The organism is Micromonospora sp. CP22 (genome assembly GCF_009712475.1).
In the GTDB taxonomy this organism is placed as follows: domain Bacteria; phylum Actinomycetota; class Actinomycetes; order Mycobacteriales; family Micromonosporaceae; genus Micromonospora.
Window position 1 is genome coordinate 1 of sequence record NZ_VCJO01000016.1, and the last position, 15,242, is coordinate 15,242.

A 15,242-nucleotide genomic window follows, 5' to 3' on the forward strand; every position below is an offset into this window, starting at 1 on the left:
GGGTGTGCCCCCGGACCTTCCAGCCCCGGGAGAGAGCGTGGTTGACGATCCGGTCCGCGTTGCCGAACGTGAAGTTGTTCTGTTGTGGCTCGAGAGCGTCGATCTTCATCTCGTTCTCAGCCGTGACCGAGTTGAACTCACGGTTGAGAATGCCGACGTAGGTCGAGTCGTTGAGCTTGTGTCCCGCGACCGCGGCACCGAAGTAGCGACCCTTCTCCGCCGCCGAGGCACCGAGGGTGGTTGCCGCGCTGGCGCTGGAGGTCGCCACCACCACGCTGGTGGCGACGAGAGCGAGACCGACTGCGGCCGAGACCAGCGCGGTGCGCGGTCGCAGTCGGGTAGCCGGCCGCCCGCTCGCGCGGGCGTGGGCGTTGTTCATGGCATGAGCCTTTCGACGAAGCCGTGCTGATGGAAGCCGGCCCCGACTACTGCCCACCACGATGGTCCTCCGTCATCGACGCGGTCGCCCGGATGCCGCGTCGCCGGTGTGCTCAGCCGACCATCGTGAGTAGATCGAGGCTGTGATATCGAAAACCTTATCGAAACAGACCCGAAAGCTCAACGCGCTCCACGTGCCCTCGCACCCCCTGCACGGACTGCCATCGGTATCCGAGTGTCGAGGCGCGCGGGGAGGGACACCGTCACACCGGTGAGATCAGGGCCTCCGAAAGTTTCGGCCCGGCGGACCGGCCCAGCCCCTCGTCGCCGAGCACGCCGGCCAGCCAGCGCAGTTGACGTCGTACGTGGGTGGCGTCGCCGTGCTCGTGGCCGTTGAACGGGTAGACGTGCATCACCCGCTCGGCGGGGGGCCCACCGACTGCGGCACCGTAGTGGTTGTAGGCGGCGAACCCGGTGCTCGGCGGGCAGACCATGTCCCGCAGCCCCACTCCGAAGTGGACGGGCGCGGTGGCCCGACGGGCGAAACTGACCCCGTCGACGTAGGACAGGGTGCGCCGCACGGCCGGCTCCGCGTCGCGGTTGACCGCGAGGTAGTTGACGATCTCGCCGTACACCCCGACCTCGGTGATCTCCAGGGCCCGCTGCATGTGACACAGGAACGGCGCGGTGGCGAGCACCGCGGCGAGTTCGGTGTCGAGCCCGGCGACCGCCAGCGCCAACCCACCGCCCTGGCTGTTACCCGCGACGATCACCCGGTGCCGGTCGACTCCCGGCAGGGCGCGCACGGCGTCCACCGCGCGGACCGCGTCGGTGATGAGGCGGCGGTAGTAGTAGCCCTCCGGGGTCATGATGCCGCGGGTCACCGGCGACGGCCCGCCGGCCGCCTCGCCGTGCGGGTCCGAGGTGTCCCCCGCGCCGTACTGACCCGACTGCCCCCTGGCGTCCATGAGCAGGTGGGCGTAACCGGCGACCGGCCAGATCAGCCGTTCGTGCGGCAACCCACGGCCACGGCCGTAGCCGACGTACTCGACGACCACCGGCAGCGCCTCGTCCACCCCGGCAGGCCGGTTGTACCAGGCCCGGACCGGGTCACCGCCGAAGCCGGCGAAGGTGACGTCCCAGCTGTCCACCAGACGCAGGTCGGTCGGCTCGGGGCGGACGTCGAGCAGCACCGGCACCTGCGCCGCCCCGTCCAGGGTCGAGCGCCAGAACGCGTCGAAGTCGGCAGGCTCGGCGACGGCGGGCACGTACTGCCGTAGCTGGTCCAGGGGCAGGTCGAACAGGGGCATGGCTCCTCGCAACGGGGTCGGTCAGGGGTGTGGGGGTGGTGCGGTGCTCTCCCGGATCACCAACTCGGCGACCAGGTCGATCCGGCTGGTGGGCAGGGCGTTGCTGCGGGCGAGGTCGAGCAGCATCTGGGTCGCGGTGCCGGCCATGTCCCGCAACGGCTGGTTGACCGTGGTCAACGCCGGGCCGATCCACCCGGAGAGGGGGAGGTTGTCGTAGCCCACCACCGACACGTCGCCCGGGACGTCGAGGCCGAGCTGCCGGGCGGCCCGCAGCACGCCCAACGCCTGGAGATCGGAACCGGCGAAGATCGCCGTCGGCCGATCGGGTCGGCTCAGCAACTCGATGCCGTGCGTGTAGCCGGCGTCGAGGTGAAAGTTGCCGTGCCGGATCAGCGTGCTGTCGACGGTGAGCCCGAGTTCCTCGTGGGCACAGCGGAAGCCGGCCGTGCGGGCCCGGGCGCAGAGCACGTCCCGTGGGCCGGAGATGACCGCGATCCGGCGATGCCCGAGATCCAGCAGGTGCCGGGTGGCGATCAGCCCACCGTTCCAGTTGTTGGAACCGACGGTCGGCACCGAGGCCACGCTGGCGCTGTCGGTGTCGATCACGACGACCGGAATCGACTGGCGCTGCAACTGCTGCCGTTGCGTGTCGGTGAGGTTGCACATGACCAGCAGCACCCCGAGGGGACGCCGGGCGATCGTCGCGTCGACCCAGGACTGCGGCGGCCGACGGGCGGCGTTGAGCTGTGAGAGCACCACGTTCACGCCGGTCAGGGTGGCGACCGCCTCGACTCCCCTGATGATCTCCAAGGCCCAGTCGGAGCCGAACTCGTGGAACACCAGGTCGATCTGGCCTTCGCCGGGAGCCCGTCGGGCCCGCCGACGATAGCGGTGTCTTTGCAGGCTGGCCTCGACCCGGGCCCGGGTGACGGCGGCGACGTCCGACCGTCCGTTCAGGACCTTCGAGACCGTCGCCGAGGAGACGCCGACCTCCCGGGCGATGGTCGCGATGGTCGCCGAGCCAAGCGCCGCCGATGAACGCTTCTCTGCCATCCGACCCTCTGCAACGATTCCGAAAATTTCGGAGACTCTAGCATGCCTTGCACCAATACGATGTCAACCTGGTCGATGCTGGCCACTGCTGGCGATGAATGTAGGCAATCGCTTACCCGCACGGCAACCACCTCCTGAACAGTCTATCCACGCCTCTTGACAGGCCCTGTCGACGCCCATAGGTTCGCCGACACAGGTGCCGAACTGGTTTCCGAAAATTTCGATAATCGCCGTCTCGCACGGCGGTCGGCGTGGCCTGGCGGGACAACCTCCCGGACCCGGCCGGAGGGGTTCGCATGACAAGTCAGCTGCCCGTCGACGACCGATTGGCGTACTCCCCCGCCGATCGGTGGCGCGACCCGAAGCTGCGGCCGGACGAACGGGCCGACGCGCTCATCCCGCTGATGTCGCTGGAGGAGAAGCTCGCCCAACTGGTCGGCCTGTGGGTCGGTGCGGACGCCTCCGGTGAGGGTGTCGCTCCTCATCAGACCGACATGGTCGAGCACACCCCGCCCTGGTCGGAAGCCATCCGGCACGGCCTGGGGCAGTTGACCCGACCGTTCGGGACCGCGCCGGTCGACCCGGTCCTCGGGGCACGGTCCCTGGCGGCCTCGCAGGCGCAGATCGTCGCGGCGAGTCGCTTCGGCATCCCGGCCCAGGTGCACGAGGAGTGCCTGACCGGTTTCGCCGCCTGGCGGGCGACCGTCTACCCGGCACCACTGAGCTGGGGCGCGGCCTTCGACCCGGAGCTGGTGGAGGAGATGGCCGGCCTGATCGGCCGCTCGATGCGGGCCGCCGGTGTCCACCAGGGACTCGCTCCGGTCCTGGACGTCACCCGCGACTACCGCTGGGGGCGCACCGAGGAGACCATCGCCGAGGATCCCTACCTGGTCGGCACCATCGGCGCGGCGTACGTGCGCGGGTTGGAACGGGCCGGGGTGGTGGCGACGCTGAAGCACTTCGCCGGCTACTCGGCCTCACGGGGTGGTCGGAACCTGGCGCCCACGGCCATGGGGCATCGGGAGTTGGCGGACGTGATCCTCCCACCCTTCGAGATGGCCCTGCGGCTCGGTGGGGCGCGATCGGTCATGAACTCGTACGCCGAGATCGACGGCGTGCCGGCGGCGGCCGACGTGGATCTGCTCACCCGGACGCTGCGCGAGCAGTGGGGTTTCGACGGGGTGCTGGTCGCGGACTACTTCGCGGTCCGCTTCCTGGAGACCCTGCACGGTGTCGCCGCGGACGCCGCGGACGCGGCGCGGCTGGCGCTGCGGGCCGGCATCGACGTGGAACTGCCCACCGTGGACGCCTACGGCGCGCCGCTGGCTGCGGCGGTGCGCTCCGGCGCGGTCAGCGAGAGCCTGGTCGACCGCGCCCTCCGGCGGGTACTGATCCAGAAGATCGAGCTGGGCCTGCTCGACGAGGACTGGAGCGAGTTGCCGGCCGACGTCGAGGCGCTTCGCCTCGACGACGAGGCCGGCCAGTCCGTCGCCCTCCGGCTGGCCCGCCAGGCCGTGGTGCTGCTCCGCAACCGCGACGGACTGCTGCCCCTCTCCACCGGTCAGCGTGTCGCGTTGGTCGGGCCGGTCGCCGACGACGCGATGTCACTGCTGGGCTGCTACTCGTTCCCGCTGCACGTGGGCGTGCACCATCCGGAGCACGGCGTCGGCGTCGAGATCCCGTCCCTACGCGAGGCGCTCCAGCAGCGCCATCCGCAGCTCACCCACGTACCGGGCACCGACATCACCGGAGCGGACACCTCCGGCATCGCGGCGGCGGTCCAGGCGGCCAAGGACGCCGACGTCTGCGTACTGGCCGTCGGCGACCGGGCCGGCATGTTCGGTCGGGGCACCTCCGGCGAGGGTTGCGACGCGATCGACCTCCAACTGCCCGGGGTGCAGGCGGAACTGGTACGCGCCGTGCTGGCCACCGGAACCCCGGTGGTGCTGGTGGTGCTCTCCGGCCGCCCGTACGCGTTGGGGGATCTGGTGGACGGCGCGAGCGCCATCGTGCAGGCGTTCTTCCCCGGCCAGCTCGGCGCGACGGCGCTCGCCGAGATCCTCGCCGGTGAGGTGGATCCGTCCGGCAGGTTGCCGGTCAGCATCCCCCGGCACACCGGTGGGCTTCCGGGCACCTACCTCACCCCCACCCTGGGCCGACGTACGAAGGTGTCGTCGGTGGACCCCACACCCGCGTTCCCGTTCGGTCACGGTCTGAGTTACACCACCTTCGACTGGAGCGACGCCACGGTCACCGGCGCGCCCGGTGGCGTCTCCGGTGAGCCGGTGGCCTGGCCGGTCGACGGGGAGGTGACGGTCGGCGTCACGGTCCGCAACACCGGCACCCGGGCCGGCACCGAGGTCGTCCAGCTCTACCTGCACGATCCGGTGGCACAGACCACCCGGCCGGTGGTCCGCCTGATCGGGTACGCCCGGGTGCCGCTGGCGCCGGGCGCGGCAGCTCGGGTCAGCTTCACGGTCCCCGCCGACGTCACCTCGTTCACCGGGGTGCACGGCCGCCGGGTGGTGGAGCCCGGCGAGGTGCAGCTGCGAATCAGCCGCTCCAGCGGTGACGTGGCGGCTGGTCTGACGCTGCGGCTGGAGGGCGACGAACGCGAGGTCGGTCACCACCGCGAGCTGCTCTCCCACCCACACGTCGAGCCCGTCACGGAGTCCCGGTCATGAGCACCACGACCACCCTGCCCCCGTCGGCCCCCGCCCCCGAGACGCCGACACCGAACCGTCCACCGCGGGCGCCCCGGCAGACCTGGCGCCGCGCGCTACGGCGGGACTGGCAGCTCTACTCGCTGGCCATCCTGCCGCTGCTGTTCTTCCTGATCTTCCGGTACCTGCCGATGTTGGGCAACGTGATCGCCTTCCGGCGGTTCCAGCCCGGCGGGAACATCTTCGGCGAGTACTGGGTCGGGCTGCGCTACTTCAAGATGTTCCTCAACGACCCGACGTTCTGGAACGTCTTCACCAACACCCTGGTGCTGGGCGCGCTGACCCTGCTGTTCTGCTTCCCGCTGCCCATCGTGCTGGCGTTGCTGCTCAACGAGGTGCGGGCCCGCAAGCTGAAGCGCTTCGTGCAGTCGGTGTCCTACCTGCCGCACTTCCTGTCCATCGTGATCGTCGCGGCGATCGTGATGCAGTTGCTCTCCATGGACGGCACGGTCAACCAGCTGGTCCGCGCCGCCGGCGGTGAGGCGATCCCGTTCCTGCAGCGGCCGGAGTGGTTCCGCACCATCTACGTCTCCTCGGAGATCTGGCAGACGGTCGGCTGGGGCACCATCCTCTACCTGGCCGCGCTCACCACCATCGACGAAGACCTGTACGAGGCGGCCCGGATCGACGGCGCGAACCGGTGGCGACAGACCTGGCACGTCACGCTGCCGGGCATCCGACCGACGATGGTGACGTTGCTGATCCTCAACATCGGCACCTTCATGGCGGTCGGGTTCGAGAAGATCCTGCTGCTGTACAACCCGCTGACCTATCCGACCGCAGACGTGTTGTCCACCTACCTGTTCCGGATGGGCTTCGCGTCCAGCAACTTCAGCTACGCCGCGGCGATCGGGCTGTTCGAGGCGGTCATCGGGCTGATCCTGGTGCTGTCGGCGAACCAGATCGCCCGTCGTACGGTGGGGACGAGCCTGTGGTGACCATCGACGCCGCCGAGCGGCAAACCGAGACCACGCCCCGTCCGCCCCGCCGACGCGGTGTCCGGGAGACCCGCGGCTACCGGGCGTTCCAGGTCGTCAACGGGATCATCCTGACCCTCGTGGTGGTGGTGACGCTCTACCCGTTCATCAACATCGTCGCCCGGTCCATGAGCCACGAGTCGTACATCATCACCGGCCAGGTGAACCTCGTGCCGCGCGGCTTCACGCTGGACACCTACCAGCTGCTGATGTCCGACTCGATGTTCTGGACGAACTACCGCAACACGGTGTTCTACACGGTCACCGCCACCGTCATCTCGATCGTGATGACCACCTGCTACGCGTACGTGCTGTCCAAGAAGCAGCTCAAGGGACGCGGCGCCCTGGTCGGCATCGCGCTGTTCACCATGTTCTTCACCGGTGGCCTGATCCCCAACTACGTCCTGGTCACCAGCCTGGGCCTGAAGAACAGCGTCTGGGCCATCGCGCTGCCCAACGCCATCAACGTGTTCAACCTGCTGGTGATGAAGGCGTTCTTCGAGAGCCTGCCGACGGAGTTGGAGGAGGCCGCCGCGGTCGACGGCCTCAACACGTACGGGATCCTGCTACGGATCGTGCTTCCACTGTCCAAGGCCATCGTCGCCACGATGGTCCTCTTCTACGCGGTCTCCTTCTGGAACTCCTGGTTCGCGGCGTTCCTCTACATGGACCGGCAGGAACTCTGGCCGGTCACCGTGTACCTGCGCAACCTGATCGCCGGCGCCACCGGCGCGGAGAACGTCGGAGCGATCAGCGAAGCCAACGAGGTGCAGGCCGAGGCGACGCTCAAGGCCGTCACCATCGTGCTCACCACCCTGCCGATCCTCCTGGTCTATCCCTTCGTCCAGCGGTACTTCGTCCGGGGCATCATGCTCGGCGCGGTCAAGGGCTGATCAGAAGAGAACCACCCCTCCCACCACCGAGTTGAAAGGAAATCGCCATGTTCCGCAGATCGTGGCGTCACGCGGCGGCGGCTGCTGCCGTGCTGCTAGCCCTCAGTAGCGTCACCGCCTGTGGCGACGACTCCTCCGACAGCGAAGATCTGTCGGAGAACCGGGTCGGCGCGATGGAGAACTACTCCGTCGGCACCCAGTTCAAGGCCACCGAGCCGCTCTCCTTCTCCGTCCTCTACAACAACCACCCGAACTATCCGTTGAAGGAGGACTGGCTGTTCTGGACGGAGCTGCAGTCCCGGACGAACGTCAGCCTCGAGAAGGTCGCCGTCCCGCTGAGCGACTACAACCAGAAGCGCAGCCTGCTCATCGGTGCCGGCGACGCCCCGCTGCTCATCCCCAAGACCTATCCGCCGGACGTGCACGCGTACGTCTCCTCGGGGGCGATCCTGCCGGTCAGCGACTACCTCGATCTGATGCCGAACTTCAAGGACAAGATCGAGAAGTGGAACCTCAACGCTGAGATCGACACCCTGCGCCAGCAGGACGGCAAGTTCTACCTGCTGCCCGGTCTGCACGAGAAGCCGTGGCACGAGTACTCCCTGGCGGTCCGCACCGACATCCTCGAAGAGCTGAACCTCGAGATCCCGAAGACCTGGGACGACGTCTACACCATGCTCAAGGCGATGAAGGCGGCGTACCCGGACGTCTACCCGTTCTCCGACCGGTTCAGCCAGCCCAACCCCGCCGGCAACCTGCTCAACATGCTGGCCGTGTCGCACGGCCTGGCCGGTGCGGGCTGGAACTTCCAGCACGTCAACTGGAACGAGCAGGCGCAGCAGTTCGAGTACACCGGTGCCACCGAGCACTACCGGCACATGCTGGAGTACCTCAACAAGCTGGTGAAGGAGAAGCTGCTCGACCCGGAGAGCTTCACCCAGACCGACGACCTGGCCCGGCAGAAGCTCGCCAACAGCAAGTCCTTCGTGATCAGCAGCAACGCGCAGACGTTGGTCAACGACTACCGGCCCGACCTGGCCGCGACCAACCCGAAGGCGAAGATCACCAAGATCCCGCTGCCGATCGGACCGGCCGGCGAGATCAACCCGGCCAGCCGGCTCGAGAACGGCATGATGATCTCCTCGAAGGCCCGCGACAGCAAGAACTTCGTGGCCATGATGCAGTTCGTCGACTGGCTCTGGTACTCCGACGAGGGCCAGCACTTCGCCAAGTGGGGCGTCGAGGGCACCACCTACGTCAAGGACAGCTCCGGCAAGCCCACCCTCGCCCCGGACGTCGACATGATCGGCCTCAACCCCGGTGCGCCCAAGCACCTGCAGAAGGACTTCGGCTTCGGCAACGGAGTGTTCTCCTACGGCGGCAAGCCCGAACTGGTGCAGGCGTTCTTCTCCCCCGAGGAGCAGGAGTTCCAGAAGGTGATGAACGCCCGCGCGCCGAAGTCGCCGCCGCCGCCGTACCCGCTCAGCGACGAGGAGCGGGAGCAGGTGTCGCTCTGGGAGACGCCGCTGAAGGACCACGTCTACCAGGCCACGCTCCAGTTCATCCTCGGGCAGCGTGACTTCGCCGAGTGGGACGCCTACGTGGCGGAGCTGAAGAGCAAGAACATGGACGCCTACCTGGAGACGGTCAACAACGCGTACAAGCGCTACCAGGAGAAGAACTAGGTGACGTGTCCGGTCCGGTCGGGGTCGGCGCGGCCGGACCGGACACCCTCCACCACCCACGAGCACGAGGACGACGATGCGCATCACCGTTGCGGAGCAACCCGTCGGCCGGCTGAGCGACGCGTGGCGCTTCGCGGTCGGCACCGGCCGGTTCGACCTGGCCCTGCGGCGCGACTACCAGGACTCGCTGGCGCTGATCCAACGCGAGATCGGCTTCCGGCACATCCGGGGGCACGGCCTGCTCAGTGACGGCGTGGGCGTGTACCGCCCGTACGAGTACCAGGGGCGACGCCACGTCCGGCACGCCTTCGGCTACGTCGACCAGGTCGTCGACGCGTACCTGGAGCTGGGCATCCGGCCGTTCGTGGAGTTGGGCTTCATGCCCTCCGGGCTGGCCAGTGGAGATCAGACGGTGTTCTGGTGGCAGGGCAACGTCACCCCGCCCCGATCGCACCGGGAGTGGGCCGACCTGGTCCGGACCACCGTCGCCCACCTCGTCGACCGGTACGGCCTCGACGAGGTGCGTGGCTGGCCGATCGAGGTGTGGAACGAGCCCGATCTGAAGGAGTTCTGGCAGGGCGCGGACGCCGACGCCTACCACCGGCTCTACGAGGTGAGCGCGCACGCGGTCAAGGACGTCGACGCCGACCTCCAGGTCGGTGGCCCGGCGCTCTCCCCCGGTGCCGACGACACCTGGCTGCCCCGGTTCGCCGAGTTCGTCACCGACCGCTCGGTGCCGGTCGACTTCGTCAGCCGGCACGCCTACACCTCCGGCCCGGCCCAACACGTACCGTTCGGCGTACACCAGGACCTGGCACCGGCGGGGCGGCTGCTGGAGCAGTTCGGCAGCCCTCGCCGGTTGCTCGCCGGCACCGCGCTGGCCGACCTGCCGGTGCACATCACCGAGTTCAACAGCTCCTACCGGCCGGACAACCCGATCCACGACACCGCCTTCCACGCCGCCTATCTGGCCCCGGTGCTGGCGAGCGGTGGCGACCTGGTCGACTCGTTCGCGTACTGGACCTTCAGCGACGTGTTCGAGGAGGTGGGTGTGCCGACCACCCTGTTCCACGGCGGGTTCGGGCTGCTCACCCACCGGCAGATCCGCAAGCCCACCTTCCACCTGTACGCCTTCATGAACCGGCTGGGCGGGCAGATCCTGGCTCGCGGCGCCGATCACCTGGTCACCCGCGACGACACCGGCCGGATCGCCGTGCTCGCCTGGGCTCCGGTGGACGTCACCGGCCGCGACCCGGTCGACAACCACACCGTCCGCCTGTCACTACCGATCACCGACGGGACGGCCCGCAGCGCCTTCCTGCTGCGCTCCTCGGTCAGCGAGGTGGCCGGCAACGCCTGGCGGGCCTGGTGCGAGCTGGGTCGGCCGGCCTCCCCCACCGCCCGACAACTGGACGTCCTGCGGCAGGCGGCCGAACCGGCCCGGCAGCACCGCGCGCTGCCGGTGCGGGCCGGTCGCGTCGAGGTGGACCTGCACCTCACCCGGCACGAGGTGACCCTGGCCGAGGTGAGCGCGGTGAGCGACGAGACGCCACCCTGGTGGGACGAGAGACGTCTACTCGGCCAGGAGTCGACGTGAGCACCGCCGCCCGCCGGGAGTTCGGCGCCGGCCCGCTGTCCCGGGTCGCGGCGCTGGTCTACACGCTGCTCGTGGTGGAGTTGCTGCTGCTGGTCTGTGCGGCCCCCGGCCTGGTGGCGCTGTTCGCCCTGGAACGGCACGTGAGCAACCTGCCGCTGGTCGCCGTCTGTGCGGTGCCGCTCGGCCCGGCCTTCTCCGCCGCGCTGTACGCCCTGCACCGTCAGCGCCTCGACCTGACCGAACTGCACCCGTGGCGACTGTTCTGGCGCGGTTACCGGGCCAACCTGACCGGCTCGCTGCTGGTCTGGGTGCCGACGCTGCTCTGGCTGACCGTGATCGCGGTCAACCTGGTCAACCTGCCGGCGGCGGGAGTGCCGGGTTGGTGGGCGGCGCCGCTGGTGCTGGTCGGTGCCGGGGTGTGCGTGGTCGGGCTCAACGCGCTGGTGATCACATCGCTGTTCACGTTCCGGTTGCGCGACGTGTTCCGGCTGGCCGGGTACTTCGTGCTGCGTACCCCGGTGGTCGCCGTCGGCACCGCGTTGCTGCTGGTCGCGGCGACGGCACTCACCGTGGCCACCTCGGAGGCGGCGCTGGCCGCCCTCGGCTCGGTGCTGGCGCTGGCGCTGGTGCGCGGTGGCACCCCGATGATCGACATCGTCCGGGACGAGTTCGTGCAGTGACCCGGCCGACGCTCAGGACGCGCCGGACGCGGGATCACGCCACTGGGTCGGGGTCACCCCGTGCTCGGCGCGGAAGCGTTTGATGAAGTAGCTGACGTCCGGGTAACCGACCCGTCGGCTGATCGCCGCCACGGTCAGGTCGGTGTCGGTGAGCAGCGACCGCGCCTGCTGCATGCGACGTTGCGCGATCCACTGCTGCACCGTCCGGCCGGTCTTGCGGCGTACCACGGTGGTGAGGTGGCCGGCGGTGAGCGCCAGGTCGGCGGCGACATCGGCGAGCGAGATCGGCTCCTGGTAACGCCGCTCGATGACGTCGAAGACCGCCGCCAGCAGCGGCTCCTCCGCCGCGCGGAGTTGGTCGGCGACGTCTGTCGACATCCGGGCCACGGCCACCAACAACAGGGTCAGGTGCGCGAGCGCGGCCTCCCGGTGGCCGTCGCGTCGGGCCCGCAACTCGGCGTCGAGCGCGGCGAGGCGTTCGACCCAGGCGTCCCGGTCGGACGGCGGTACGCGCAGCCGCTGTGCCCGGTCGGTGCCACGGGCGAACGGCAGGAGCAGCGGGTGCGACCGCCACGACGAGTAGGCGCCGGGCGTGCCCGGGCGCACCACGTCGGCCGGAAACCACACCGCCCATCCGTCGGTGACCGTCACGTCGATCGGCTCCGGGAAGGCGACCACCTGCCCCGGTGCGATGACGAACAGGTCCCCGTCGGCCACCGTCCACCTGCGATTGTCGATCTCCAACCGACCGGCGGCCCGGCGTGCGTAGAAGAGCACCAGGAAGTCGTGGGTGTGGGCACCGTCGGCGATCGGATGGGCCACCGGCTCGCCCTGCGGGACCCGAGCCACGGCGACCGGCGCGACGCCCGCCGCCCGGTCGAACCCGATCACCGGTACGCCCCGGCCGGTCACCCCGACAGCCTGCGGACCGGAGGCCAAACTTCGTCGCATCCGATCCACAGTTACGCCATTGTCCATGGTGTCACGCTCCACGACGCTAAGAGTACGACCGAACTTCATCTGATCTCGGAGCGTCGAATGACCGGACAGCCGCACCACACGGACGCACAGCAGTACCTGCCCGGCATGGGTAAGCACTGGCTGTTGCCGATCTACGATCCGTTCTCCCGCCTCGCGGGCGTCGGACGTCTGCACGGACAACTGATGGACCGGGCGAACCTCCGGTCCGGCCAGCGGATCCTCGAAATCGGCTGTGGTACCGGAAACCTCCTGACCGCGCTGGCGCACCGCCACCCGGACACCGTCGCCCTGGGCATCGACCCCGACCCGGCCGCCCTGCGCCGCGCCCGCCGCAAGGCGACGCGCGCCAACCTGCCGATCCATTACCACCAGGCGTTCGCCGGGGCGCTACCTCTGCCCGACGACAGCGTCGACCGGGTGCTGTCCGCCTTCATGCTGCACCACCTGGACGACGGCGAGCGGGCACGGGCGTTACGCGAGGCCCGGCGGGTACTGCGACGCGGCGGCGAGCTGCACGTGCTGGACATCGACGGCACCCTGTCGGACCGGGGGAAACGCGTGGCGCACCGCAACCCCCGGATGGCCGCCAGCGTCCCCGAACGGGTGCTCGCCGCGCTGATCGACGCGGATCTGATCCGCCCGGCGACCAACGGCGGCGGCAGGGCGTGGTTCGGCCGGTACGCCTTCTACCGCGCCGAGGCACCCTGAACCCGCGCCCGACCTGCCAGCCGTCGACGCCCCGGCACGGGAACGGCTCCGGCACCCCGGCGAGGCCCCGGTGCGCACCGGTCGGCGGCCGGGCTCAGTGCAGCGGCCGGCCGTGCGCGTCGGGCACCCCGGACTTTCGGTGGAAGTAGGCGTTGACCTGGTCACGCCACTCTCGCGCGCAGCGCAGCTGCTCGTCGAGCCGCTCGGTCACCCGGGCGTGCACGGCCGCGTCGACCAGCCCGACCAGCGACTTCCACCGCAGGCGGGCCGCCTCCACCTCGGCCACCCCGTCGAAGTGGGTGTCGTAGATGTGCTGGATGACGGTGCGTCCGCTGTGCAGCACGTGCTCGTACGGCACGTGGTGGAAGAAGAGCAGCAGCTCGTCGGGGCAGGTGTCCGGGGATTCGTACACCCGGGACCACGGCCGTGGGTACTGGCCGGTGAAGCCGGTGCCGGTGGCCCGGGTGCGGTCCACGCCCACGCCGTCCCGGTCGGCGAAATGGTACGTCCCCCACGGGGTGTACTCGTACCCGTCGACGTCCGGGCCGTAGTGGCTCCCCGGCCGCACCATGAACCCCACGCCCAGTGGGGCGGTGTACCGCTCGTAGGTGCGCCACGAGTCGTCCATGATCTCGTGGACGGTGCGGCGGAGCAGGTCCGGGTCGGCGACGGTCTCCGGGTGGAACGTCAGCTCGATCCACTCGTCGAGCACCACCGCCGGGCTCAGTCGCGGATCCCAGGCGAGTCGACCGAACGCGTACAGGTTGGCCTGGGCCAGCGGATGCCCGGTCCAGAACGGGTCGTCACCCACATTGGAGACGGCCACCAGGCCACCGCCGTCGGCGGCCACGCCGGAGACGGTCTGCCCGTCGTCGCCCCAACCGAACCGGAGCACCTCGCTCCACCAGGGAGCCAGGTAGCACACGTGCCGCTGCTGACCGGTGTACTCCTGCGTGACCTGGAACTCCACCGCCAGCCGGGTGTCGGGCATCGCCGTGATCACCGGGGAGACGGGCTCCCGGGTCTGGAAGTCCATCGGACCGTGCTTGACCTGCACGATGACGTTGTCGCCGAAGCGGCCGTCGAGTGGGGCGAAGTGGTCGTAGGCGGCGCGGGCACGGTCGGTCGAGCGGTCCCGCCAGTCCTGCTGGTGGTTGTAGACGAAGGCCCGCCAGTGCACCACACCGCCGTGCGGCGCCAGCGCCTCGGCGAGCAGATTCGCGCCGTCGGCGTGGTCGCGGCCGTAGCTGAACGGGCCCGGCTGCCCCTCCGAGTCGGCCTTCACCACGTAGCCGCCGAAGTCGGGGATGCGGGCGTACACCGCCCGGGTGGTCTCGGCCCACCACGCCCGCACCGCCTCGTCGAGCGGGTCCGCGGTGGGCAGCCCGGCGAGGACGACGGGTGCGGCGAAGGTGACCGACAGATGCACCCGGATGCCGTACGGGCGGAACTCGTCGGCGATCTCGGCGACCTCGTCGAGTCGCTCGGTGAGCAGCCGCGCCTCGGCGGCGTGCACGTTGACGTTGTTCACCGCCACCGCGTTGATCCCGCACGCGGCCAGCAGTCGCGCGTACGCCCACAGCCGGTGGCGGTCGCGTCGGGGACGACCGTCGCTCCAGAAGATCGACCCGCCGGAGTAGCCGCGTTCGACCTGCCCCATCACCGGGTGCACGTCGACGTTGTCCCAGTGGTCGAGCATCCGGCGGCGCATCGCGGGACGGTGCCGCCGTGCCGCCCGGGGTGCGCCGAACGCCGACTCGCCGAGCCGGACGACGTGGAACAGCCCGTAGAGGAGCCCGGCCGGTTCGTCGGCGAGCACCACGGTGACCTCACCGTGGCGGGCCAGCGCGTAGCCCTCCGCGCCGAGTGGCCCGTCGTCGGCCGCGTCCAGCTCGGCCAGCACGGCGTCGAGTTCGGTGGGGCCGCCGTCGGCGGCCGACACCAGGGCGAGCACCAGGCTCGGTGCCGGCCCGGCCGTCCCGCGCCGGACGCTGCCCCCGTGGACGGCGCTGGCCTGCTCGATCTCGGCGACGACCGTGTCCACGAGGCTGCCGTCGCCGAGCACGAGGCAGTGCCGGGAGCCGATCGCGCGGAACGCCTCGGGCGGCAACCAGGCGGGGTGGACGTCGGTCGAAGCGGGGCGGCTCATCGCGCAGATCGTAACGATTCCGACAGGGGCGTCAAGATACTTCCGGAAGGTACCGGTGGGCACGCTGGGGGGTGGCGGGCCCACCGGCCGGTGATTCAGGTGGCGCCG

At 69.9% G+C, this 15,242-nt stretch carries 12 protein-coding genes; 7 read left to right on the forward strand and 5 right to left on the reverse strand.

Annotation, left to right across the window (positions count from 1 at the left end; all coding sequences use genetic code 11):
* The 3 genes from FF096_RS21345 to FF096_RS21355 form a co-directional block, all read right to left on the reverse strand.
* Window positions 1-379 (reverse strand): endo-1,4-beta-xylanase (locus tag FF096_RS21345; protein WP_196222601.1); only part of this gene is annotated, 379 nt, incomplete at its 3' end.
* Window positions 380-641: 262 nt separating this feature from the next.
* Complete coding sequence (locus tag FF096_RS21350) at window positions 642-1,688, reverse strand: acetylxylan esterase (RefSeq protein WP_155221265.1); 1,047 nt, start codon at window positions 1,686-1,688, stop codon at window positions 642-644.
* 21 nt (window positions 1,689-1,709) lie between these two features.
* Window positions 1,710-2,741 carry a LacI family DNA-binding transcriptional regulator gene (locus FF096_RS21355; RefSeq protein ID WP_155221267.1) on the reverse strand — a complete coding sequence of 344 codons (1,032 nt, stop codon included), beginning with the start codon at window positions 2,739-2,741 and terminating at the stop codon, window positions 1,710-1,712.
* A 296-nt stretch (window positions 2,742-3,037) separates the two neighbouring features.
* Here FF096_RS21355 and FF096_RS21360 point away from each other — a divergent pair, with 296 nt between their 5' ends.
* From FF096_RS21360 to FF096_RS21385, 6 genes are all read left to right on the forward strand, one after another.
* Window positions 3,038-5,425 (forward strand): glycoside hydrolase family 3 N-terminal domain-containing protein, encoded by a 2,388-nt coding sequence (locus FF096_RS21360; protein ID WP_155221269.1) that lies wholly within the window; start codon window positions 3,038-3,040, stop codon window positions 5,423-5,425.
* Window positions 5,422-6,402, forward strand: a complete 981-nt coding sequence (locus FF096_RS21365; RefSeq protein WP_155221271.1) for a sugar ABC transporter permease — start codon at window positions 5,422-5,424, stop codon at window positions 6,400-6,402. The genes FF096_RS21360 and FF096_RS21365 overlap by 4 nt, the downstream gene beginning before the upstream one ends.
* Entirely contained in the window at window positions 6,399-7,334 is a 936-nt protein-coding gene (locus FF096_RS21370; protein WP_309223710.1) for a carbohydrate ABC transporter permease, read from the forward strand. Before FF096_RS21365 ends, FF096_RS21370 begins: the two co-directional genes overlap by 4 nt.
* Window positions 7,335-7,381: 47 nt before the next feature.
* On the forward strand, window positions 7,382-9,019 hold the full coding sequence (locus FF096_RS21375; protein WP_155221273.1) for an extracellular solute-binding protein: 1,638 nt from the start codon (window positions 7,382-7,384) through the stop codon (window positions 9,017-9,019).
* A gap of 76 nt (window positions 9,020-9,095) precedes the next feature.
* Window positions 9,096-10,616: a xylan 1,4-beta-xylosidase gene (locus FF096_RS21380; protein ID WP_155221275.1), complete on the forward strand. Its 1,521-nt coding sequence runs from the start codon at window positions 9,096-9,098 to the stop codon at window positions 10,614-10,616.
* Window positions 10,613-11,296, forward strand: a complete 684-nt coding sequence (locus FF096_RS21385) for a DUF624 domain-containing protein (RefSeq protein WP_309223711.1) — start codon at window positions 10,613-10,615, stop codon at window positions 11,294-11,296. The genes FF096_RS21380 and FF096_RS21385 overlap by 4 nt, the downstream gene beginning before the upstream one ends.
* Before the next feature lie 12 nt (window positions 11,297-11,308).
* On the opposite strand, the gene FF096_RS21390 is transcribed toward FF096_RS21385, so the two are convergent.
* Window positions 11,309-12,247, reverse strand: a complete 939-nt coding sequence (locus FF096_RS21390) for an AraC family transcriptional regulator (protein ID WP_155221277.1) — start codon at window positions 12,245-12,247, stop codon at window positions 11,309-11,311.
* A gap of 87 nt (window positions 12,248-12,334) precedes the next feature.
* Here FF096_RS21390 and FF096_RS21395 point away from each other — a divergent pair, with 87 nt between their 5' ends.
* The gene (locus FF096_RS21395; RefSeq protein ID WP_155221279.1) at window positions 12,335-12,985 is read left to right on the forward strand and encodes a class I SAM-dependent methyltransferase; all 651 of its coding nucleotides are present in this window, start codon (window positions 12,335-12,337) and stop codon (window positions 12,983-12,985) included.
* Between the two features lie 94 nt (window positions 12,986-13,079).
* On the opposite strand, the gene FF096_RS21400 is transcribed toward FF096_RS21395, so the two are convergent.
* Window positions 13,080-15,134 (reverse strand): alpha-glucuronidase, encoded by a 2,055-nt coding sequence (locus tag FF096_RS21400; protein ID WP_155221281.1) that lies wholly within the window; start codon window positions 15,132-15,134, stop codon window positions 13,080-13,082.
* Between the last annotated feature and the right edge of the window lie 108 nt (window positions 15,135-15,242).

Excerpts from the sequence above, each read along its gene's own strand:
- FF096_RS21350 (WP_155221265.1), bottom strand. The coding sequence starts at position 1,688 with ATGCCCCTGTTCGACCTGCCCCTGGACCAGCTACGGCAGTACGTGCCC.
- FF096_RS21355 (WP_155221267.1), bottom strand. The coding sequence starts at position 2,741 with ATGGCAGAGAAGCGTTCATCGGCGGCGCTTGGCTCGGCGACCATCGCG.
- FF096_RS21360 (WP_155221269.1), top strand. The coding sequence starts at position 3,038 with ATGACAAGTCAGCTGCCCGTCGACGACCGATTGGCGTACTCCCCCGCC.
- FF096_RS21365 (WP_155221271.1), top strand. The coding sequence starts at position 5,422 with ATGAGCACCACGACCACCCTGCCCCCGTCGGCCCCCGCCCCCGAGACG.
- FF096_RS21375 (WP_155221273.1), top strand. The coding sequence starts at position 7,382 with ATGTTCCGCAGATCGTGGCGTCACGCGGCGGCGGCTGCTGCCGTGCTG.
- FF096_RS21380 (WP_155221275.1), top strand. The coding sequence starts at position 9,096 with ATGCGCATCACCGTTGCGGAGCAACCCGTCGGCCGGCTGAGCGACGCG.
- FF096_RS21390 (WP_155221277.1), bottom strand. The coding sequence starts at position 12,247 with ATGCGACGAAGTTTGGCCTCCGGTCCGCAGGCTGTCGGGGTGACCGGC.
- FF096_RS21395 (WP_155221279.1), top strand. The coding sequence starts at position 12,335 with ATGACCGGACAGCCGCACCACACGGACGCACAGCAGTACCTGCCCGGC.
- FF096_RS21400 (WP_155221281.1), bottom strand. The coding sequence starts at position 15,134 with ATGAGCCGCCCCGCTTCGACCGACGTCCACCCCGCCTGGTTGCCGCCC.